Origin of the sequence: Micromonospora okii, assembly GCF_020884795.1 — a bacterium.
GTDB lineage: Bacteria > Actinomycetota > Actinomycetes > Mycobacteriales > Micromonosporaceae > Micromonospora > Micromonospora okii.
Genome location: NZ_BBZF01000018.1, coordinates 265,872 through 287,566, shown reverse-complemented (window position 1 = coordinate 287,566; position 21,695 = coordinate 265,872). Strand labels below are relative to the sequence as shown.

At 75.9% G+C, this 21,695-nt stretch carries 16 protein-coding genes and 2 tRNA genes; 10 read left to right on the top strand and 8 right to left on the bottom strand.

Going from position 1 to position 21,695, the window contains the following annotated elements; all coding sequences use genetic code 11:
* The first annotated feature begins 114 nt into the window (after positions 1 to 114).
* Positions 115 to 2,517: a phosphoketolase family protein gene (locus LPU43_RS16620; RefSeq protein ID WP_229401333.1), complete on the top strand. Its 2,403-nt coding sequence runs from the start codon at positions 115 to 117 to the stop codon at positions 2,515 to 2,517.
* A 5-nt stretch (positions 2,518 to 2,522) separates the two neighbouring features.
* Positions 2,523 to 3,380, top strand: coding sequence for a universal stress protein (locus LPU43_RS16615; RefSeq protein WP_229401332.1), 858 nt, complete (start codon positions 2,523 to 2,525; stop codon positions 3,378 to 3,380).
* A 13-nt stretch (positions 3,381 to 3,393) separates the two neighbouring features.
* On the opposite strand, the gene LPU43_RS16610 is transcribed toward LPU43_RS16615, so the two are convergent.
* Positions 3,394 to 5,721: a heavy metal translocating P-type ATPase gene (locus tag LPU43_RS16610; RefSeq protein ID WP_229401331.1), complete on the bottom strand. Its 2,328-nt coding sequence runs from the start codon at positions 5,719 to 5,721 to the stop codon at positions 3,394 to 3,396.
* A 202-nt stretch (positions 5,722 to 5,923) separates the two neighbouring features.
* On the opposite strand from LPU43_RS16610, the gene LPU43_RS16605 reads away from it, so the two are divergent.
* On the top strand, positions 5,924 to 6,928 hold the full coding sequence (locus tag LPU43_RS16605) for an Acg family FMN-binding oxidoreductase (protein WP_229401330.1): 1,005 nt from the start codon (positions 5,924 to 5,926) through the stop codon (positions 6,926 to 6,928).
* 116 nt (positions 6,929 to 7,044) lie between these two features.
* On the top strand, positions 7,045 to 8,715 hold the full coding sequence (locus LPU43_RS16600) for a sensor histidine kinase (protein WP_229401410.1): 1,671 nt from the start codon (positions 7,045 to 7,047) through the stop codon (positions 8,713 to 8,715).
* A 109-nt stretch (positions 8,716 to 8,824) separates the two neighbouring features.
* On the opposite strand, the gene LPU43_RS16595 is transcribed toward LPU43_RS16600, so the two are convergent.
* The gene (locus LPU43_RS16595; protein ID WP_229401329.1) at positions 8,825 to 10,240 is read right to left on the bottom strand and encodes a sulfatase family protein; all 1,416 of its coding nucleotides are present in this window, start codon (positions 10,238 to 10,240) and stop codon (positions 8,825 to 8,827) included.
* Between the two features lie 170 nt (positions 10,241 to 10,410).
* Entirely contained in the window at positions 10,411 to 11,049 is a 639-nt protein-coding gene (locus LPU43_RS16590) for a response regulator (protein WP_229401328.1), read from the bottom strand.
* A gap of 186 nt (positions 11,050 to 11,235) precedes the next feature.
* On the opposite strand from LPU43_RS16590, the gene LPU43_RS16585 reads away from it, so the two are divergent.
* The gene (locus tag LPU43_RS16585; RefSeq protein ID WP_229401327.1) at positions 11,236 to 12,210 is read left to right on the top strand and encodes an Acg family FMN-binding oxidoreductase; all 975 of its coding nucleotides are present in this window, start codon (positions 11,236 to 11,238) and stop codon (positions 12,208 to 12,210) included.
* A gap of 12 nt (positions 12,211 to 12,222) precedes the next feature.
* Here the strand turns inward: LPU43_RS16585 and recQ are convergent, their stop codons facing one another.
* The gene (gene recQ / locus LPU43_RS16580) at positions 12,223 to 14,058 is read right to left on the bottom strand and encodes a DNA helicase RecQ (RefSeq protein WP_229401326.1); all 1,836 of its coding nucleotides are present in this window, start codon (positions 14,056 to 14,058) and stop codon (positions 12,223 to 12,225) included.
* 202 nt (positions 14,059 to 14,260) lie between these two features.
* On the opposite strand from recQ, the gene LPU43_RS16575 reads away from it, so the two are divergent.
* Positions 14,261 to 15,184, top strand: coding sequence for a glycoside hydrolase family 19 protein (locus tag LPU43_RS16575; RefSeq protein WP_229401325.1), 924 nt, complete (start codon positions 14,261 to 14,263; stop codon positions 15,182 to 15,184).
* 178 nt (positions 15,185 to 15,362) lie between these two features.
* Here LPU43_RS16575 and LPU43_RS16570 read toward each other — a convergent pair.
* Positions 15,363 to 15,437: transfer RNA gene (locus LPU43_RS16570), tRNA-Val, on the bottom strand.
* A 67-nt stretch (positions 15,438 to 15,504) separates the two neighbouring features.
* Positions 15,505 to 15,577 (bottom strand) — tRNA-Gly (locus tag LPU43_RS16565).
* 402 nt (positions 15,578 to 15,979) lie between these two features.
* Between LPU43_RS16565 and LPU43_RS28705 the strand changes: the two genes are divergently transcribed.
* The 4 genes from LPU43_RS28705 (at position 15,980) to LPU43_RS16545 (ending at position 20,986) form a co-directional block, all read left to right on the top strand.
* The gene (locus tag LPU43_RS28705) at positions 15,980 to 18,667 is read left to right on the top strand and encodes a fibronectin type III domain-containing protein (protein WP_305074385.1); all 2,688 of its coding nucleotides are present in this window, start codon (positions 15,980 to 15,982) and stop codon (positions 18,665 to 18,667) included.
* 84 nt (positions 18,668 to 18,751) lie between these two features.
* The gene (locus tag LPU43_RS16555; RefSeq protein WP_229401324.1) at positions 18,752 to 19,597 is read left to right on the top strand and encodes a hypothetical protein; all 846 of its coding nucleotides are present in this window, start codon (positions 18,752 to 18,754) and stop codon (positions 19,595 to 19,597) included.
* Positions 19,594 to 20,532, top strand: a complete 939-nt coding sequence (locus LPU43_RS16550) for a nucleotidyltransferase family protein (protein WP_229401323.1) — start codon at positions 19,594 to 19,596, stop codon at positions 20,530 to 20,532. The genes LPU43_RS16555 and LPU43_RS16550 overlap by 4 nt, the downstream gene beginning before the upstream one ends.
* Positions 20,525 to 20,986, top strand: coding sequence for a lasso peptide biosynthesis B2 protein (locus LPU43_RS16545; protein WP_229401322.1), 462 nt, complete (start codon positions 20,525 to 20,527; stop codon positions 20,984 to 20,986). The genes LPU43_RS16550 and LPU43_RS16545 overlap by 8 nt, the downstream gene beginning before the upstream one ends.
* Here LPU43_RS16545 and LPU43_RS16540 read toward each other — a convergent pair.
* Complete coding sequence (locus LPU43_RS16540; protein ID WP_229401321.1) at positions 20,962 to 21,246, bottom strand: PqqD family protein; 285 nt, start codon at positions 21,244 to 21,246, stop codon at positions 20,962 to 20,964. The two genes, LPU43_RS16545 and LPU43_RS16540, sit on opposite strands and share 25 nt — an antisense overlap.
* Positions 21,243 to 21,695: hypothetical protein (locus tag LPU43_RS16535; protein ID WP_229401320.1), on the bottom strand; the 453-nt coding region annotated here is incomplete at its 5' end. The genes LPU43_RS16540 and LPU43_RS16535, both read right to left, overlap by 4 nt.

The window sequence follows — 21,695 nt, the reverse complement described above, 5'->3', positions numbered from 1 at the left end:
CCCGGGACCAACGGCCCTGATCCTTTACGGGCGCAACGGCGACGCTTGACGTGCCCGGGGAAAAACCGGGACACCGGATGCGAACGTCCCCGATCCGCGAGAGGCTAACGCAGCATGGACACCGCTGTAGACCTGCACAGCCCCCTGACCGAAGACGAGCTGCGCCTCCTGGACGCGTACTGGCGGGCCGCCAACTACCTCACCGTGGGGCAGATCTATCTGCTGGACAACCCGCTGCTGCGTGAGCCGCTGCGGCCCGAGCACGTCAAGCCCCGGCTGCTGGGCCACTGGGGCACCAGCCCCGGGCTGAACCTGCTCTACGCGCACCTCAACCGGGTCATCGTCAACCGGAAGCTGCCGACGATCTTCATCACCGGCCCCGGGCACGGCGGCCCCGCCCTGGTGGCCAACACCTGGCTGGAGGGCACCTACAGCGAGCTGTACCACTCGGTGGGCCGCGACGAGGAGGGCATGCGGCGGCTGTTCCGCCAGTTCTCCTTCCCCGGCGGCATCCCGAGCCACGTCGCACCGGAGGTGCCGGGCTCGATCCACGAGGGCGGCGAGCTGGGGTACGCGCTGAGCCACGCCTACGGCGCCGCGTTCGACAACCCGGACCTGCTGGTCGCCTGCGTGATCGGCGACGGCGAGGCCGAGACCGGCCCGCTGGCCGGGAGCTGGCTGTCCAACGTCTTCCTCAACCCGGCCCGCGACGGCGCGGTGCTGCCCATCCTGCACCTGAACGGTTACAAGATCGCCAACCCGACGGTGCTGGACCGGATTCCCGAAGACGACCTGCTGGACCTGATGCGCGGCTACGGCCACCAGCCGTACGTCGTCGCGGGCGACGACCCGGAGCGGGTGCACCAGCAGCTCGCCGCCACCCTGGACCGGGCGGTCGCGGAGATCGCCGAGATCCAGCGCCGGGCCCGCTCCGGCGGCACCGTCGAGCGCCCCCGCTGGCCGATGATCATTCTCCGCACGCCGAAGGGCTGGACCGGCCCGGCCACGGTCGACGGCAAGCAGGTGGAGGGCACGTACCGCGCCCACCAGGTGCCGATCGCCGAGGTGCGGGACAACCCGGAGCACCTGGCCGAGCTGGAGCGCTGGCTGCGCGGCTACCGGCCGGAGGAGCTGTTCGACGCCACCGGCGCGCCCGTCGCCGAGCTGGCCGCGCTCCCCCCGACCGGCGACCTGCGGATGAGCGCCAACCCCGTCGCCAACGGCGGCCAGCTCCTGCGCGACCTGGACCTGCCGGACTTCCGGGACTACGCCGTCGACGTCAAGCAGCCGGGCGAGCCGATGGCCGGCGCCACCGGCGTGCTCGGCGGCTGGGTCCGCGACGTGATCACCGCCAACCCGCACACGTTCCGCCTGTTCGGCCCCGACGAGGTGGCCTCCAACCGGCTCGGCGCGGCCTTCGAGGTCACCGACCGGGCGTTCGTCGGCGGCACCGTGGCCGGCGACGACCACCTCTCCCCCGACGGCCGGGTCATGGAGGTGCTCTCCGAGCACCTGTGCCAGGGCTGGCTGGAGGGCTACCTGCTGACCGGCCGGCACGGCATCTTCACCAGCTACGAGGCGTTCATCCACATCGTCGACTCGATGGTCAACCAGCACGCCAAGTGGCTGAAGGTGACCCGGCGCATCCCCTGGCGGCAGCCGGTGGCCTCGCTGAACTACCTGCTCTCCAGCCACGTCTGGCGGCAGGACCACAACGGCTTCTCCCACCAGGACCCGGGTTTCATCGACCACGTGGTGAACAAGAAGGCCGAGGTGGTGCGGGTCTACCTGCCGCCGGACGCCAACACCCTGCTCTCCACCATGGACCACTGCCTGCGCAGCCGGCACTACATCAACGTGGTGGTGGCCGGCAAGCAGCCCGCCCCGAACTGGCTGACCATGGACGAGGCGGTCCAGCACTGCCGCCGGGGCCTGGGCATCTGGGACTGGGCCAGCACCGACGACGGCGAGGAGCCGGACGTCGTGCTCGCCTGCGCCGGGGACGTGCCGACGCTGGAGACCCTGGCCGCCGCCGACCTGCTCCGCCGGCACCTGCCCGACCTGCGGGTGCGGGTGGTCAACGTGGTCGACCTGATGCGGCTCCAGCCGCCGTCGGAGCACCCGCACGGGCTGCCGGACAGCGAGTTCGACACCATCTTCACCCGCGACAAGCCGATCATCTTCGCCTACCACGGCTACCCGTGGCTGATCCACCGGCTCACGTACCGGCGCGCCAACCACGACAACCTGCACGTTCGCGGGTACAAGGAGGAGGGCACCACCACCACGCCGTTCGACATGGTGATGCTCAACGACCTGGACCGCTTCCACCTGGTGATCGACGTGATCGACCGGACGCCGGGGCTGGCGTCGCGCGCCGCCCACCTGCGTCAGGAGATGGTCGACGCCCGGCAGTCCTGCCGGGACCACACCCGCCGCTTCGGCTCCGACGACCCCCGGGTGGCCGAGTGGCGCTGGGTCCGGGAGACCGACCCCGAGCTGCGCGGTGAGGAGTGAGTGGGATGAGTGACGGGATCATCGTCGGCTACGACGGTTCGGCCGACGCCACGGTCGCCCTGAACTGGGCGATGGACGAGGCGGAGCGGACCGGCCGGCCGGTCCGCCTCGCGTACGTCTTCGAGTGGGTGACGGTCGCGGGGTGGGTGGGGCCCGGCGTGGCCCCCGGCATCTGGCCCGACGAGACCGCCCGGCGGCAGGCGGAGGAGCTGGTCGCCCAGGCCGCCGCCGAGGCCGCCGCCGCGCGGCCCACGGTCGAGGTGCGCGGCGAGGTGCTCGACGGGCCGCCCGCGCTGGTGCTCCAGGAGCGCTCCGCCGAGGCCGGGCTGCTGGTGCTCGGCAGCCGGGGCCACGGCGGGTTCGGCGGGCTGCTCGTCGGCTCCACCGCCGTGGCGGTGACCGCGCACGCCCACTGCCCGGTGGTGGTGGTCCGCGACGGCGACACCGCCGGCCGCCGCACGGGCCCGGTGGTGGTCGGGGTCGACGGGTCGCCGACCTCCCTGCTGGCCCTCGGCTTCGCCGTCGAGCGGGCGGCCTGGTGGGGCGTACCGCTGCGGGTGGTGCGCGCGTGGGAGCCGGCGGCGGAGCACGGCCCGGCCCCCGACGACGCGGTGGCGGCCGAGCGGGTGGCGCTGGAGGAGCCGCTGGCCCGGTGGCGGGAGACGTTCCCCGACGTCGAGGTGGCCACCGACGTGGTGGCCGGCCGCCCGGCCGCCGCGCTGGTCGAGCAGAGCCGGGACGCGCAGCTCGTGGTCGTCGGCACCCGGGGGCGGGGCGGGCTGCGCGGGACGCTGCTCGGCTCGGTCAGCCAGCAGCTCATCCAGCACGCCCACTGCCCGGTGGCGGTGGTGCGCGAGCGCTGAGCCGCCCCGCGCCTCAGTCCCGGAGCGAGAAGTAGTCCTCCTCCTCCTGGGCCAGGTGCAGGCGCGCGACGGCGTCGAGGCCGTACAGCGTGGCGAGCAGGTCGGTGACCTGGTCGCCGCGCAGCGGCCCGGCGCCGGCCTGCGCGAGGTGGGCGCCGATCCGGTCGACCAGCCGGCGGATCTCCACGTGCCCCCGGCTCATCGGCGAGGTGGCCTCGGCGCTGCCGAGCGCCGAGGCCAGCGCCGGGTAGAGCCGCTGCTCCTCGGCGGCCTCGTGCGGCAGCACCCGTTCGGTGAGCCGCCGGTGCGTCTCGCGCAGGGCGGGCAGGCACTCCGGCGACCCGGGGGCGGTGGCGACCAGGTCGGCGGTGTCCCGCAGCCCGGCCAGCGCGTCCCGGACGTCGGCGTGCTCGCCCGCGTACCGGTCGAGCAGCTCGCGGCTCTCCGGCGCGACGGCCCGGCGGCGCAGCCCGCCACGCAGGGCCCGCAGCGCGTTGAGGATCACCACGACGTCGATGCCCTCCTGGAGGAACGCGCCGGCCACCGGAGGAAGCCGACCGACCGCCGCGACGAGCATCGCCGCCACGGCCAGTCCCATGCCGACGACGGCGCTCTGCGCGGCGATCCGGCGGGCGTACCGGGCGATCTCCACGGCGTCGGCGAGCCGGTCGAGCCGGTCGACGGTGAGCACCGCGTCGGCGACGTCGGCGGAGGCGGTCGCCCCGGTGGCCCCCATCGCCACCCCCACGTGCGCCTCGGCGAGGGCGGGGGCGTCGTTCACGCCGTCGCCGACCATTACCGTCACGGCCCGCCGGGACTCCTCGCGGACCCGGGCGGCCTTCTCCTGCGGCGAGCAGCGGGCCAGCACGTCGTCCACCCCCACAGCCGAGGCGACCTGCTCGGCGGTGGCCGGCCGGTCGCCCGTGACCATGATGAGCCGGTCCAGCCCCGCCTCGCGCAGCCGGCGCACGGTGCGCCGGGCGTCGGGGCGCACCGGGTCCTCCAGCAGGATCGCCCCGATCGGGCCGTCCTCGCCGCTGACCCAGACCACGGACCGGCCGGCCAGCTCGGCGCGCTCGCCGACCCGCGCCGCCCACTGCGGCAGCTCCCCACCGAGCTGCCCGACGCGGGTCAGCCGGCCGTCGACCCGGCCGGTTACCCCGCGCCCCGGCTCCTCGGTCACCTCGGTCGGGTCGGCCAGCGCCAGCCCCCGGTCCCGGGCCTGCCGCACCAGGGCGGCGGCCAGCACGTGCGGGGAGAGCTGCTCGACGGAGGCGGCCAGCCGCAGCACCTCGTCCCGGTCGCCGCCGGGGGCGACCACCGTCTCGGCGGCGCGGGGCCGGCCGGCGGTGAGCGTGCCGGTCTTGTCGACCAGCAGGGTCCGGGCGCGGCCGAGCAGTTCCAGGGAGCCGCCGTCGCGGACCAGCACCCCGCGCCGGGCCGCCCGGGACAGCCCGGAGACGATCGCGATGGGGGTGGCCAGCAGGAGCGGACAGGGGGTGGCCACCACCAGCACCGCCACGGCCCGCACGAACTCGCCGGAGAGCAGCCAGCCAAGCCCGGCCAGGACCAGGGTGAACGGCACGAACGCCGCGGCGTACCGGTCGGCCATCCGCACCACCGGGGCCTTGCGCGCGGTCGCTTCCTCGGCGAGCCGGACGATCCCCGCGTACGTGCTGGCCGCCGCGTCCTTCGTGGCCCGCAGCCCGAACCCGGCCCCGGCGTTGACCACGCCGCTGGCCACCGGCTGACCCACCGCCCGCTGCACGAGCCGGGCCTCCCCGGTGACCACCGACTCGTCGAGGGTGGCGGCCTCCTCGGCGGTCCCGTCGACCGGCACCACGTCGCCGGGGCCGACCACCAGCCGGTCGCCGACGGCCACCCGGTCCAGCGGGACCGTCTCCACGCCGCCGCCGGGGCGCCGCCGCCGCGCCGAGCGCGGGGCCCGTTCCAGCAGGGAGCGCAGGTCCCGGGTCGCCCTGCGCTGGGCGTACGCCTCCAGCGCCCGCCCGGTGGCCAGCATCAGCGCGATCACCGCGCCGGCGAGGTACTCCCGGACCACGAGCGTGCCGGCCAGCGCGAGGACGGCGATGACGTCCACCCCGAACTGCCGGTGCCACAGTCGACGCAGCGTCGACCAGGCGGCCGGGGCCAGCGCGGCCACCGTCACCGCCGCCCAGAGCCAGTCGGCGGCGGTGCGCCGGCCGGCGAGCCACAGCCCCGCCCCGGCCAGCACGGCCACGGTCAGCGCGGTCAGCGGCCCCCACCGGAGGGCGAACCCCCGCGCGGCGCGCCGTGCCGCCGGCCGCTCCGGCACGCACTCCCGCGCCTCGGTGCCCACCTGCGGATCCTCTCAACGGCCGGGGCCTGCGGGGAGGCCAACGACCGAATCGTCCGGCCGTGATCAGCGGGGCGAGGTGCCGGGGCGCGGGGGGACCTGCGTACCGTGCGTCCGGGGAGCCCGTGCCGCAGGATGGAGCGGCAACCCCACCCGGGGCACCGCCGGGGTGGGGCACGATGGGCAGAGACGAAAGGTCGTGACGATGAGCCACGAGACGCCGGACCGCCCGTTGACCACCGCGCTCGCGGAGGCCGCCGCGACGGCCGGCCACGCCCCCTCGGTGCACAACACGCAGCCGTGGCGCTGGCGGGTGCTGCCCGACGCGCTGGAGCTGCGCGTGGTCCGGGACCGGCAGCTCACCGCCGCCGACCCGGAGGGGCGGCTGCTGGCGTTGAGCTGCGGCACCGCGCTGCACCACGCCCGGGTGGCGCTCGCCGCCGAGGGCTGGTCGTGTGTCGTGGAGCGGCTGCCCGACCCGGGCGACCCGGAGCTGCTGGCCCGGCTCGGCGACCTGCGGCACGTCGGGGCCGACGCGGAGGCGATGCGCCTGGTGCAGTGCATGCGGGTGCGGCACACCGACCGGCGGCCGGTCAGCGACGAGCCCGTGCCCGCCGCCGCGCTCGACGACATCGCCAAGGCGGTCGCCGCCGAGGGCTCCCGGATGCAGGTGCTCAACGCCGACCAGGTGATGGAGCTGGCCGCCGCCGCCGCACACGCCGGGGCGGTCGAGGCGGACGACCCGCAGCTCCGCGAGGAGCTGGCCTACTGGACCACCCGCGTGGGCACCGGCACCGGCCTGCCGCCGGAGGTGCTCCCCGCGCAGGCCCCGCAGACCACCGTGCCGGCCCGGGACTTCGGCCGCTCCGGCACCCTGCCGGTGGGTCCGGGCCACGACCGGGCGGCCGTGTACGGGCTGCTCTTCGGCGACGAGGACGAGCCGGACACCTGGCTGCGGGCCGGCGAGGCGCTGTCGGCGGCGTGGTTGACCGCCACCCGGCTCGGCGTGTCGGTGGTGCCGCTCTCCGGCGTCGTCGAGGTGGAGGGCACCCGGCAGACGCTGCGGCAGACGCTGGCCGGGATCGGGTACCCGTACCTGGTGCTGCGGATGGGGCTCGCGGACCCGGAGCACGCCGGCCCGCCGCACACCCCCCGGCTCGCCACCGAGCAGATCGTGGACACCTCGGCGGTGCGCGCCGGGGGCGCGTGACGACCGCCTCCCACGATCATCGGATCATGGTCCGCGCGGCCACCGGGCGATAGCATCGCCCGGTGGCCGCCGACGCACCGAACCCGAGGCACGAGACCGTCACCCCCTCGCTGGGGCTGAGCCCGCTGTCGCGGGTGCGGCTCGACGAACTGCTCCAGGAGATGCTCGACCGGGTGGGCGAGGTGGTCACCAGCCGGGAGCGGCTGCGCGCCCTGCTCGACGCGGTGGTCGGCATCGGCACCGACCTGGACCTGCGCAGCACCCTCGGGCGGATCGTGCAGGCGGCCTGCGAGCTGGTCGGCGCCCGGTACGGCGCGCTCGGGGTGATCGGCCCCGACCGGCTGCTGCACGACTTCGTCACCCACGGCATCGACGAGGAGCTGCACGCGAAGATCGGTGACCTGCCGCACGGGCGGGGCGTGCTGGGGCTGCTCATCGACGAGCCCCGCCCGGTGCGGATGCCGGACATCACCAAGCACCCGAAGTCGTACGGCTTCCCGCCGAACCACCCGCCGATGCACAGCTTCCTCGGCGTGCCGGTGCGCATCCGCGACCAGGTCTTCGGCAACCTCTACCTGGCCGAGAAGCAGGGCGCGGCCGAGTTCACCGAGGACGACGAGGAGATCGTGGTGGCGCTGGCCGCCGCGGCCGGCGTGGCGATCGAGAACGCCCGGCTGTACGCGCTGGCCCACCGCCGGGAGCGCTGGCTGGCCGCCACCGCCGAGATCACCTCGGTGCTGCTGGGCGAGGTGCGCCGCACCGACGCGCTGACCCTGGTGGCCCGCCGGGCCCGGGAGGTCGCCGGGGCGGAGCTGGCCGTGGTGCTGCTCTACGACGAGGACGCCGGCCACTTCACGGTGGAGGTGGTCGACGCCGCCGACGACGGGGCCCGGGAGCTGGCCGGCGCGGTGCTGCCGGCCGCCGAGACCAGCTTCGCCGGCTCGGTCACCCGGCGGCGGCACGAGCTGGTGGAGAACCTGGCCGAGGCCGCGCCCTGGCCGGCGCCGGTGACCGCCGGGCCGGCGGTGGTCTCCCCGCTGGCCGCCGCCGACGCGCTGCACGGCGTGCTGGTGATCGCGTACGGGCCGGACCGGAGCGGGGCCAGCGACGACGACGTGGCGCTGCTGGGCAGCTTCGCCGGGCAGGCCGCGCTGGCCATGGAGCGGGCCCGGGGGCAGGAGGAGCGGGAGCTGCTGGTCGTCCTGGAGGACCGCGAGCGCATCGCCCGCGACCTGCACGACGTGGTGATCCAGCGGCTCTTCGCCACCGGCCTGCAGTTGCAGAGCGGGGCGATGAACGCCCGCCCCGAGGTCGCCAAGCGGATCAACGCCGCCGTGGACGACCTGGACGCCACCATCCGGGACATCCGCCGGACCATCTTCGAGCTGCGCACCCCGATGAGCGCGGCGCTGCGCACCGAGATCCGCGAGGCGGTCGAGGTGGCCACCGGCCTGCTGGGCTTCCGCCCCTCGCTGGAGCTGACGGGGCCGATCGACAGCGCCGTGCCGGAGCCGGTCCGCCCGGACCTGACCGCCGTGCTGCGCGAGGCGCTCTCCAACGCGGTGCGCCACGCCGAGGCCAGCCGGGTCGCGGTGGCGGTGCGGGTGGACGGCGGCTGGGTCACGGTGACCGTCACCGACGACGGCCGGGGCTGTGACCCGGCCGCCGCCCGGGGCGGCCTGGTCAACCTCCGCGAGCGCGCCGAGCGTCACGCCGGCGACTTCGAGGTACGCCCGGCGAGCCCGCGCGGCACGGAACTACGCTGGTCCGTGCCGCTCCGCGACTGAGCCGGGCGCCCGCGCTCCCGACGGCGGACTGAGCCGGGTGCCCGCGCTTTCGCCGACGAGCTGGCCCCGGGCGTCCGCGCTCCCGCCGACGGGTGGTCGGGCCGGTCGGTCAGGGGTAGCGCAGCAGGGTGGCGTCGATCGCCTCCCAGCGGCTGCGCAGCGCCTCGACCAGGTCCGGCCGCTGGCGGGCCCGGTTGGCCTGCTCGCGCGGGTCGGCGACGACGTCGTACAGGGCGTCCGACCCGCCGGTGCCGCGGAAGTACTTCCAGCGACCCTGGCGCAGCGCGCGGTTGCCCCTGGTGCGCCAGAACAGGGCCCGCTCCGGGGCCGGCTCCCCCCGCAGCAGGTAGCCGGCGAGGCTCGCGCCGTCGAAGGGGTGCCCCGGGTCCGGCCGCGCCCCGGCGACCTCGACCAGGGTCGCCGTCCAGTCCTGGGTCACCACCGGCTCGTGGCTGACCTGGCCGGGCCGGACGCGGGCCGGCCAGCGCAGGATGGTCGGCACCCGGATGCCGCCCTCCTCGAGGCCGCCCTTGCCGCCGGTCAGCGGCCACTGGTGGGAGAACCGTTCGCCGCCGTTGTCGCTGGCGAAGAGGACGACCGTGTTCCGCTCCTGGCCGGTCTGCCGCAGCGCGGTCAGCACCTGCCCGACGGCGCGGTCGAGGTTCTCCACCATCTTCCGGTACGTGTCGAGGGAGCCGCCGTCGCGGTGGAAGAGCACGCCGCTCTCGCCCGCCCGGATGCGCGCGGTCAGCTCCGCGCTGACCGCCCGGTCACCGGGGGCCTCCCAGGGCCAGTGCGGGCTGGTGAAGTTCAGGTTCAGCAGCCAGGGGCGGCGGTGCTCGCGCCGGACGAACGCGGCGGCGCGGTCGGCGACCGTGTCGGTGTAGTAGTCCAGGGACTCCACCGGCACCTCGCCCTCGTACAGGTCGTGCTGGCCCAGGTGGCTGACCTTGGAGTAGTAGTCGAGGCCGCCGGAGAAGTTGCCGAAGAACTCGTCCCAGCCCGAGCGCAGCGGGCTGAACCAGGGCAGGAACCCGCAGTGCCACTTGCCGTACATGGCGGTGGTGTAGCCCGCGCCCTTGAGCAGGGAGGCCAGCGTGGGGTGCCCCGGGGGCAGGCCCTCCAGCTCGTGGGCCCGGCCGATGGGCTCGGGCAGCCCGCCGGCGAGCCGCCCGGGGTAGCGACCGGTGTAGAGCCCGAAGCGGGTCGGGGAGCAGACGGCGGCGGCGGAGTAGCCGTTGGTGAAGCGGACCCCGTCCCGGGCGAGCCGGTCCAGGTGGGGTGTGTGGATGTTGGGCGACCCGTAGCTGCTCAGGTCGGCCCAGCCCAGGTCGTCGCCGAGGATGACCAGAACGTTCGGCCGCGTCGTGGGGTGCCGGCCGGAGACGTCGGCGCGGAACGGCCGCTCGTCGGGCCCGCCCGCGAGCGCCTGTTCGGGCGTGAGCGCCGACGCGGCGACGGCACCGGCGACTCCCGCGATGCCGCCGATGACCTGCCGCCTGGTCTGGCCGTCCGATGGTGCCATGAACCCTCCCTAAAAATCTATCTTTCCTAGCGGGACAGTAGGGAATTGGCCGGCGAAAGGCAAGGGTGTGTCCGACGGGCGGAAGACCGGCCCGGGGCGCGGCTTCCCGGCGGACCGACCTACGCGGTCCGGCGCGGTCGGGGCCCCGGGTCGACCGGCGGCCCCGTCGCCTAGCTGCGGGGGCCCAGCAGGCGGGTGGCCAGGACGGCGGCCTGGGTGCGGCGCTCCAGGCCCAGCTTGGCCAGGACGCTGGAGACGTAGTTCTTCACCGTCTTCTCGGCGAGGAACATCTTGCCGGCGATCTCCCGGTTGGTGAGCCCCTCGGCGACGTACTCCAGGATGCGGCGCTCCTGCTCGGTGAGGGTCTTCAGCTCGCGGGGCTGCTCCACGCCGCTGCGGATGCGGTCCAGCACCCGAGTGGTGATCGCCGGGTCGAGCAGGGACTGCCCGGCGGCGACCCGGCGCACCGCGTCGACCAGGTCGGTGCCGCGGATCTGCTTGAGCACGTACCCCGCCGCGCCGGCCATGATCGCCGCGAAGAGGGCCTCGTCGTCCTCGTACGAGGTGAGGATCAGGCCCTTGATCGACGAGTCGACGGCGCGGACGTCGCGGCACACGTCGATGCCGTTGCCGTCCGGCAGCCGGGCGTCGAGGATCGCCACGTCGGGCCGCAGCGCCGGGATGCGGCGGGCCGCCTCCTGCGCGAGCCCCGACTCCCCCACCACCTCGATGTCGCCGCTGGCGGTGAGCAGGTCGGCAAGGCCACGGCGGACGACCTCGTGGTCGTCGAGCAGGAACACCCGGATCATCCCTCGTTTCTACCCCCTCGTACCCCCACCCGCCACGGGCCGAAGGTCCCTACCCGGGCGCGCCCGCCCCGGGCAGGGGGTCCCGGGGCAGAGGGGACGTCCGGCCCTGCCCGCCGACCGTCCCGGGCGCGCACCGTGGAGGAGAACCGGCGGGACCGCACGACCTGCCACGGAAGGAGCGTCACCATGGAGACCGGCTTCACCGTCGAGCAACTCAGGGCCGCCGCCGCGGACGCGGTCCGGGCGCCGTCGCTGCACAACACCCAGCCGTGGCGGTTGCGCCTGCGCGACGGCGGGATCGAGGTGGCGGTGGACCGGGAGCGCCACCTGCCCGCCACCGACCCGAGCGGCTGGGGGGCGCGGATCGCCTGCGGCGCGGCCCTGTTCAACCTGCGGCTCTCCCTGGCTGCGGCGGGCACCCCGGCGACGGTGCGGCTGCGGCCGTACCCGACGGAGCCGGACATCGTGGCCCGGCTGACCCCGGACGTGCCGCGCCGGCCCACCCCGGCGGAGCTGGCCCTGCACGCGGCCATTCCGCGCCGGTTCAGCAACCGCGCGCCCTTCTGGCCCGACCCGGTGCCCGCCGACGCCCGCTGGCGGCTCGGCGAGGCGGCCCGCGCCGAGCAGGGCTGGCTGGAGATGGTCATCGGGGTCAGCGCGGTGAACGCGTTCGCCGAGATCGCCCACAGCGCCAACCGGGTGCTGGAGCGCGATCCCGCCTACCGGGCCGAGCGGGAGGCGTGGGTGCGGCGCGCGCCCGCCCCGGACGGGATTCCGGCCGCCGCCGGGGGCCCGCTGGGCGAGCCGCAGGACCTGCTGCCCAGCCGTGGCTTCGGCGGGCGGGACCGGGCGCCGGGGCGGGACTTCGAGCCGGAGCCCCTCGTGGCGGTGCTCGGCTCCCCCGGCAACACCACCACCGACCAGGTGATCGCCGGGCAGGCCCTCCAGCGGGTGCTGCTCACCGCCACCGACGCCGGGCTGGCCGTGTCGATGCTCTCCCAGCCGATCGAGGTGCCGGGGGCGCGGGAGGCGCTGCGGCTCTCCCTGGGCCGGTTCGGCACCCCGCAGATGGTGATGCGCGTCGGGTACGGCCAGCCGGGCTCGCCGACCCCGCGCCGCGACGTGGACGAGGTGCTGGACGTGCCGGTCGGCCAGCGGTGAGGCGCGGGCCGGTCAGCCGGCCAGGGCCTCGAGGATCTGCTCGCCGTAGCGGGCGAGCTTGGCCTCCCCCACCCCGTTGACGCCGGCCAGCTCGGCCAGCGTCGACGGCGGCTCGGCGGCGATCTGGCGCAGCGTCGCGTCGTGGAACACCACGTACGCGGGGACGCCCTGCTCCTTGGCGGTGGCCGCCCGCCAGGCACGCAGCCGCTCGAACACCGGCTCTGCCGCCGGGGACAGCTCCACGGCCGCCGCCGCGCCGGGGCGGGACTTCGCCGCCCGGGTCTTCGCCGGGCGGGCCGCCTCCCGGCGCATCGGCACCGACCGGCGGCGGCCCAGCACCTCGGCGCTGGTCTCGGTGAGCACGAGCGTGCCGTAGTCGCCCTCGACGGCGAGCAGGCCCTGGGCGAGCAGTTGCCGGACCACGCCCCGCCACTCGGCCTCGCTCAGCTCGGTGCCGACGCCGAACACGGTGAGGCTGTCGTGGCGGTGCTGGACGACCTTCTCGGTGCTGCGGCCGAGCAGGATGTCGATGCACTGCCCCGCGCCGAACTTCTGGTTGCGCTCGCGGTGCAGCCGCAGCACCGTCGACAGCAGTTTCTGGGCGGCGACGGTGCCGTCCCAGGACTCGGGGGGCTCCAGGCAGGTGTCGCAGTTGCCGCACGCCCCGCTGTCCTGCCCGAAGTAGCTCAGCAGCCGCACCCGGCGGCACTCCACCGTCTCGCAGAGCGCCAGCATGGCGTCGAGGTGGGCGGCGAGGACCCGCCGGTGGGCGAGGTCGCCCTCCGAGGAGTCGATCATCTTGCGCTGCTGCACCACGTCCTGCAACCCGTACGCCAGCCAGGCCGTCGACGGCAGGCCGTCGCGGCCGGCGCGGCCGGTCTCCTGGTAGTAGCCCTCCACGGAGCGGGGCAGGTCGAGGTGGGCGACGAAGCGGACGTCCGGCTTGTCGATGCCCATGCCGAAGGCGATGGTGGCGACCATGACCAGGCCGTCTTCCCGCAGGAACCGCTGCTGGTGGGCGGCGCGGGTCGCCGCGTCCAGACCCGCGTGGTACGGCAGCGCGGGGACGCCGTTGGCGACGAGGAACTCGGCGGTCTTGTCGACCGAGGCCCGGGAGAGGCAGTAGACGATGCCGGCGTCGCCGGGGTGCTCGCCACGGATCAGGTCGAGCAGTTGCCGGCGGGGCTCCCGCTTCGGCGCGATCCGGTACTGGATGTTGGGCCGGTCGAAGCTGGCCACGAAGTGCCGGGCCCCGGTGAGGCCGAGCCGCGCGGCGATCTCGGTGGCGGTGGCGGCGGTCGCGGTGGCGGTCAGCGCGATGCGGGGCACGTCGGGCCAGCGCTCGTGCAGCATCGACAGCGCCAGGTAGTCGGGGCGGAAGTCGTGGCCCCACTGCGCCACGCAGTGCGCCTCGTCGATGGCGAAGAGCGCGATCCGCCCCCGCTCCAGCAGCCCGACGGTCGCCCGGCTGCCGAGCGCCTCGGGGGCGAGGTAGAGCAGGTCCAGCTCGCCGGCGAGGAACGCCGCCTCGACCCGGCGGCGGGCGTCGAAATCCAGCGTGGAGTTGAGGAAGCCGGCGCGCACGCCGACGGCGGTCAGCGCGTCGACCTGGTCCTGCATGAGGGCGATCAGCGGGGAGACGACCACGGCGACGCCGTCGCGGACCAGGGCGGGGATCTGGTAGCACAGCGACTTGCCGCCGCCGGTGGGCATCAGGACCAGGGCGTCGCCGCCGCCGACCACGTGGTCGATGATCTCCTGCTGCTCGCCCCGGAAGGCGTCGTAGCCGAAGACCCGCCGGAGCACGCCCAGCGGGGTCTCGGTGAGCGTCTCGGTGCCGGAAGTCATTGGCGGAGTCTACGAGGCGGCCCCGACAGCGGCCGGCGGACGGGCCGGGCGGAGGGGTGGTGGGATCCGGGTGGCATCGAGGGGGTGGAAGGCGTCGGTGACCGACCGTGACCAGCCCCGAGTAATAGTAAAGTTTGTGAACTGTGCTGTTACAGTCACTTCTGTCGATGCTCGACCGGCATCGACCCGAAAGGAGTGATCCATGTCGAGATTGCGCGCACTGGTCGCACTCGCCGCGCTGGCCGTCGCCGGCGGCCTGGTGGCGATCTTCCCGTCGACCCCGGCATCGGCCGCCGCCTGCGCCACGCCCTGGCAGGCCTCGGTGGCCTACACCGGAGGCGCCCAGGTATCGCACACCGGCCGCAACTACCAGGCGAAGTGGTGGACCCAGAACGAGACCCCGCCGGGCACCAGCGGCGTCTGGCGGGACCTCGGCGTCTGCGGCCCCACCACCCCGCCCCCCAGCACCCCGCCGCCCGTCACCACCCCGCCGCCCACCAACCCCGGCGGCTTCGTGGTCAGCGAGGCCCAGTTCAACCAGATGTTCCCGAGCCGCAACTCGTTCTACACGTACGCCGGGCTCGTCGGCGCCCTCAGCGCGTACCCGGCGTTCGCCCGGACCGGCGACGCCACCGTGCAGCGCCAGGAGGCCGCCGCCTTCCTGGCCAACGTGTACCACGAGACCGGCGGGCTGGTGCACATCGTCGAGCAGAACACGGCGAACTACCCGCACTACTGCGACAGCACCCAGCCCTACGGCTGCCCCGCCGGGCAGGCCGCCTACTATGGGCGCGGGCCGATCCAGCTGAGCTGGAACTTCAACTACAACGCCGCCGGGATCGCCCTCGGCCTGCCCCTGCTGACCAACCCCTCGCTGGTGCAGACCGACGCCACGGTGGCCTGGAAGACCGCCATCTGGTACTGGATGACCCAGAACGGCCCCGGCACGATGACCGCCCACAACGCGATGGTCACCGGCGCCGGCTTCGGCCAGACGATCCGCAGCATCAACGGCGCGCTGGAGTGCAACGGCGGCAACCCCGCCCAGGTGCAGAGCCGCGTCACGAGGTACCAGCAGTTCGTCGGCATCCTCGGCGTACCGGCAGGGGCCAACCTCTCCTGCTGACCGCCGCCGCCGGCCCCGTCGCCCCCGTGGACCACCGGGGACGCGCCTGCGCCCCGAGCCCGACGCGGGCACCGGGAGCGGGAGCGACGGGGCCGGCCCGGCGCGGACCCTTCGATCAACGAAAAGACACCAGGCCGGACGTCGTTCTCGTCCGGCCTGGTGTCTTTTCAGCGATACATGGTGGGCGATACTGGGTTTGAACCAGTGACCTCTTCCGTGTCAAGGAAGCGCGCTCCCACTGCGCCAATCGCCCGCGCTCGCCGACCCGGGGCGACAAGGCCGGGGCCCGGCGACGGTCGGCCCCGTCGGGGCGGATCGCGAGCGGACGACGGGATTCGAACCCGCGACCCTCACCTTGGCAAGGTGATGCGCTACCAGCTGCGCTACGTCCGCGTGCCGCCGGCGCTCGCCGGCGACGGGTGAACTGTACCCCACGACAAGATCGCGGGCGGCACCACCCCGGACACCGCCGCCCGGACGGCACCGGCGGCAACCGGCCCCACCTGGGCGGACGCCGCCGGCCGGGGACGAAAAATTGTCGCCCGCAACCGCCCGGCGACCTGGACACCGGCCCATCGGCGGGTGCTATAGAGGTATGGACAGAAGTTGATCTTATCCGAGCATTCGTCGTGTTCGGACGAGCATCACCCGGCGCGCGGCCCCGGCGGCGACCGGCGGCACAGCGACGTGACCGCCGGCCGCCGGCCGCTGCCCCCGCGCGCCGCAGTCCGCATCCGCAGACGTCGAGCGCCGACCCGCGCGCATCCGCCGGCCGACGCCCAGCTAGGAGCACACATGTCCCTGTCGCACCGCCTCCGCCGGCCGGCCGCCCCCGCGGTCGCCCTCGCCCTGGTGCTGTCCACCCTGGTGACGGCCCCCGCCTCCGCCCGCGACCCCGTCCGGCCCGAACGCGCCGCGCCCGCCGGGGCCCCCCAGCCCGCCCCGGCGGCACCGGTCGCGAAACCCGCGCCGAAGCCCGCCCGCCCGGCCGCGCCCGCCCGGCCCACCGCCGCCCGCCGCGACGGCCGGGCCGTGGTGACCTGGAAGACGCCCGCCGACCACGGCAGCCGGATCACCGGGTACGTGGTGACCCCCTACCGCGACGGGACCGCGCAGCGGGCCCGGACCTTCGACGCGTCCCGGACCAGCCGGCTGCTCACCGGCCTGCGCACCGGCGGGACGTACACCTTCACGGTGGCGGCGCGGAACGCGGCCGGCACCGGACCGGCCAGCAGGCGCTCCCGCCCGGCCCGGCCCCTGGCCCTGCCCTCGGCCCCCACCGTCGTCGCCGTCTACGTCAACAGCGTCTCGGCGACGCTGAGCTGGACCCCCGGCTCCGACGGCGGCTCCCCCGTCACCAACTGGGTGGTCACCCCCTACCTCAACGGGCACCCCGAGCCCAGCCAGGCCCTCGGCCCGGCCACCACCGGCACCGTCACCGGCCTCACCTCGGGCCTGACCTACCGCTTCACCGTGGCCGCCCGGACCACCGAGGGCACCGGCCCGGAGTCCGCGCCGTCGGCCGCCGTCACCACCAACGTCTCCCCCACCCTCGGGTTCCCCACCCCGGCCCACGCCGACGTGGGCCTCGCCTACGTGGCCGCCCTGACCGTCACCCGGGGCGTCCCGCCGTTCGTCTGGTCCGTGCAGTCGGGTGCCCTCCCGCCGGGACTCACCGTCCGGTCCACCGACGGCACCCTCTCCGGGATTCCCACCACCGCCGGCAACTTCCCGTTCGTGGTCCGGGTGGTCGACTCGGCCGGCAACCACGGCTCCCGCCTCGTCGTGCTCACCGTCAACCGGGCCCCCGACCTGCGCGACGACCCCCTGCCGCTCGGCGAGGTCGGCGCGGCCTACTCCGACCAGTTCATCGTGGAGGGCGGCACCGCGCCGTTCAGTTGGTCGCTGGCCGCCGGCAGCCTGCCACCGGGGCTGACCCTCGACCCGGCCACCGGCCTGCTCTCCGGCCGGCCCACCGCGGGCGGGGCCTACCCGATGACCGTCCGGGTCACCGACGCCCTCGGCCTCAGCGACTCCCAACCGTTCCGGCTGTTCATCCAGGCGACCAGCGTCGTGACGCTCACCGCCGCCGCGACCGTGGCGGACTTCGGCTCCCCGGTCTCCTTCACCGTCACGATCGGCCCCGGCATCGCCGAGGGCACCGTCACCCTCGTCGACGTGCTGCCCAACGGCACCGACAGCCCGCTCGGCACCTTCCCGGTGGCGTTCAACGCCGCGCAGTTCCAGACGCAGATGCCGGCGTTCGGCCGCAACACGTTCCGGGTGCAGTACGACAGCTCCAACACCCACGCGGTGGTGCACTCCAACACGGTCACCGTGGACGTGCGGGCCGTGCCGGGCCAGGTCGTGCTGAGCCAGTTCGCCCAGTCCGGCGTCAACGGCCCCGCCGACCAGTTCGTCGCGCTGCTCAACACCACCGCGATCGACATGCCGGTCACCGGCTTCCGGATCGAGACCCCCGACGGCACGACCGTCACCGTGCCGCCCACCGCCCGGCCCGTGCCACCGGGGCGGGCCCTGCTGGTCGGCGCGGCCGACTACTCCCTGCCCGACATCGAGCCCGACCTCACCGTCCCGTCGCTGGGCAGCGGCGGCGGCTTCCGGATCGTCGCCCCCGACACGCCCCGCACCGTGCTCGACCGGGGCGGCTCCGCACCGGGCTTCCACGAGGGCCCCGCCCCGCTGCCCGCGTTCACCAACCCGCCGTTCGTCACCCACGCCTGGTCGCGGGTGCGGGTCAACGGCGTGCCCCAGGACACCGACGACAGCGTCGCCGACCTGAGACTGGTGGCCACGGTCCGCGGCCCGATCAACGGCGTGCCCTCCGCGCTCGGCGCGCCGTCGCCGCGCAACACGCTCGGCGCGTACCAGCAGAACGCCGTCGTCCAGTCCACGCTGCTGGACCCGGGGGTGCCCGCGAACGCGGCCCCCAACCGGGAGCTGACCGGCAACCGCCTGGTGATCCGGTTCGCCGTCACGAACCGGGGCCGCACCCCGGTCAGCCAGGCACGCATCCGGATCACGGCGCTGAGCCAGGCCAACGGCGCGCCCAGGCCCGGCAGCCCCACCCCACCGCCGCCGCACGGCAACCTCCGCCTGATCAACCCGACCACGACGACCAGCAGCATCGCGCTGAGCGACGGGCGGACCGTGGAGGTCCACAACCTGAGGATGAACGCGCCGTCGGCCTACCCACCCGGCGGCGGCCTGTTCAGCCTCCTGGCGATCCCCACCGAGTTCGGCGGCATCGGCCCCGGCAGGACGGTCCACGTCGCCCTGACGTTCGCCGTCGACACGCCGGGGCGCTACTGGGTCGGCTGGGACGCCGACGCGCTCGTCAGCGCGCCCCCCGAGGCGTCCCCCGCCCGGGTGAGCGGCTCGACGAAGGTCAGGCTCGAAGCGGCCGGGCCGATGACGGCCGACTTCCGCCGGGGCGGCTTCCGCAGCGGCACGCTGCGCTGAACCCACGCGGGGTGCGGGCGGCACGCGCCGCCCGCACCCTGCCCCGGTCGCCCGACCGGGACGACGAGGAACGGAGGACACCCCATGCTGCCGTCCGGGCGTTTCGCGTACGGCCTGCGGGTCCACGGGCTGGACGGGGTCACCGAACTCGCGCCCGCCCGGCCCGGCGACGGCCTGCCGGAGGTGACCGTGCGGCAGGTCGCCGACGGGCCGCCGCCCACCCCCGCCCCACTCGACCACCGGTACGGCGCCCGGCCGCTGGCCGACGGCCGGCGGCACCTCGCCGTCGACCGGGCCCGCCGCACCGCCACCTTCCACGGGCCGCCGCTCGCCGCCGACCTGCTCGCCCACCCGTACCTCGCGCCCGTGGCCACCGCGTTCAACCGCTGGGCCGGCCGAGAGACCTTCCACGCCGGGGGATTCCTCGGCGGGGGCCGGGCGTGGGCGCTCGCCGGCCCCCGTACCGCCGGCAAGAGCAGCCTGCTCGCGGCGCTGGCCGCCCGCGCGGTGCCGGTGCTCGCCGACGACGTCCTCGCCGTCGACGGCGCCGACGCCTTCGCCGGGCCGCGCTGCGTCGACCTGCGGGAGCCGGTGCCCGGGGCGGCCCTCGCCCTGCGCCCGGCCCGCGACGGCACCCGGACCCGGGTGCCGCTGCCGCCCGTCCCCGACCGGGTGCCGCTGGGCGGCTGGTTCTTCCTGCGCTGGGGCGACGCCCTGCGGCTGGACCCGGTGCCCGCCGCCGACCTGCTGGCCCGGCTCGCCGCCGGGCGCTCCTGGCGCGAGCTGCCCACCGACCCGGCCGCCCTGCTCACCCTCGCCGCCCTCCCGGCCTGGGACCTCACCCGCCCCCGGGACTGGGCCGGCCTCGACGAGGTGTGCCGGCTGCTCGACGGGATCGCCACCGGCACGCGGGCGGTGGTCGGGTCGTGACCGGCGCGCCCCTGCCCGCCGCGCTGTACTGCCTCGCCCTCGACGAGGCCGCCGCCGCCACGCACGCCGCCCTGCGGGCCCGGGGCGTCGACAGCATCCTGCTCAAGGGCGCGGGCCTGGCCCGGCGGCTCGGCGTCGAGCGCACCTACGGCGACGTCGACCTGCTGGTCGACCCGGCCCGCTTCGCCACCGCCGAGGAGGCGCTCGGCGACCTCGGCTACCGGGTGGAGATCCCCGGCGCCCGCCCCGACGACTGGACGCACTGGCACGAGCGGCTGTGGCGCTCCCCCGGGCCGGTGGGGCTCGCGGTGGACCTGCACCGGGGCTTCCACGGCGTGGGCGACGCCGCCGCCTTCTGGGCGGCGCTGGCCGCCGGGGCGGAGCCGATGAGCCTCGCCGGGCGTACCGTCGAGGTGCCCTCCGCCCCCGCCGCGGCCCTGCTCGTCGCGCTGCACGCCGCGCACCCCGGCGGCTCCCCGCGCCCCCGGGACGACCTGCGCCGGGCGACCCGGGTGCTCGACGAGGAGACCTGGCGGGCCGCCGCCGCCCTCGCCGAGGCGACCGGGGCCACCCGCACCTTCGCGTTCGGCCTGCGCCGCACGCCCGACGGGGCGGCGCTGGCGCGGCGACTGGGCCTGCCCAGGGCCACCTCGGCGCTGCACCACGTCGTCCACGGCCCGGCCACGCCCGGGGCGTACCAGCTCGCCCGGGCCGCCGAGCTGCCCACCGCCCGGCACCGGCTCGCCTACCTCGCCCGGCGGCTCGCCCCCTCCCCCGCCGCGATGCGCCACCGCCGGCCGGTCGCCCGCCGGGGCCCGGCCGGGCTGGCCCTGGCCTACCTGCTGCGCTTCGCGCAGGTCGGCTGGCAGGCGCCCCGGGCCGTCGCCGCGCTGCGCCGCGCCACCCGCCAGGCCCGCCGCTACGCCGATGGCTGACCTGCCCCGGGCGCTGCTGCTCCTGCTGCGCCGGCACGGGCCGCGCGGCCTGCGCGTCGCCGCCTGGGCCGTGCGGGCCCGGCGGCGCGTGCGGCGGCAGCTCGCCCACGGCGGCCTGGACGCGGTCCGCCCGCCGGCCCCGCCGCCCGGCGCGGACACCGACCGGGACGTGGTGCTCCGGACGCTGCGCCACGCCGGCGCGAACTGCCTGGAACGATCGCTGGTGCTGCAACGCTGGGACGCCGGCCGGCGGGTCCCCCGCACGCTGGTCATCGGGGTGACCGCGCCCAGCGCCGGCTTCCACGCCCACGCCTGGCTCGACGGCGACCCCGACCCGCACCGCGACGGCATGACCGAACTGCTGCGGCGCCCCCCGCCGGACGGATGGCTGCCGGCGCGACCGTCCCCGCCGACCGCCGGCCGCCGGGGTCAGGCGCGTTCGACCAGGCCGTAGCCGTCCAGCTCCGCCAGGAACCGCGCCACGTCGGCGGCGGCCCGGCCCCGGTCCACCTCGGCCGTGGCGGCCAGCGCCTCGGTCAGCTCGTCCGCCGTGGCCCCGTCGACCAGCCGACGCCACAACAGCGCGCCCGCCGGGTCCAGGCCGAAGTAGACGGACTCCACGGTGTCCAACACCACGACCTCCTCACCGGCCTGCCGCCAGGCCGTCCGCCGGGGCACCACCCGGTACACGCCGGTGGGCTGCTGAGCACTCACGAGGGCACCTCCATGCCGCCGGCCGCCGGGCGCGCCGACGGCGCCGGCGGGTTCTCTCCGCACCACAGGTGTTGCACGAGCCCGGCCGTGCACTCCGGGACGGGCCAACGGGCCCACACCGCCCGCAGCGCGCCCGGGTCGACCACCTCCTCGTCCACGCCGCCGCCGTCCCAGCCGCGCACGAACTCCCGCGTCGGCGCGCGGAGGAAGACCTCCAGGAAGTGCGCCTTGGGGCGGCGCGCGACCACCACGGCGGGAAGCTCACCGGCGGCGATCCCGGCCAGCAGCTCCGCGCGGGACGGGCGTCGCCGCCCGCCGGCCAGGCCGACGAGCGCGGCGACGAACCCCGGGTCGAGCAGCGGATGCCCGAGCGCCACCCCGTGGTCGTCGGCCACCAGCCCGAAACAGGCGACGGTGGTCCGCAGGTCCCGGCGGCGCAGGTGCCAGGC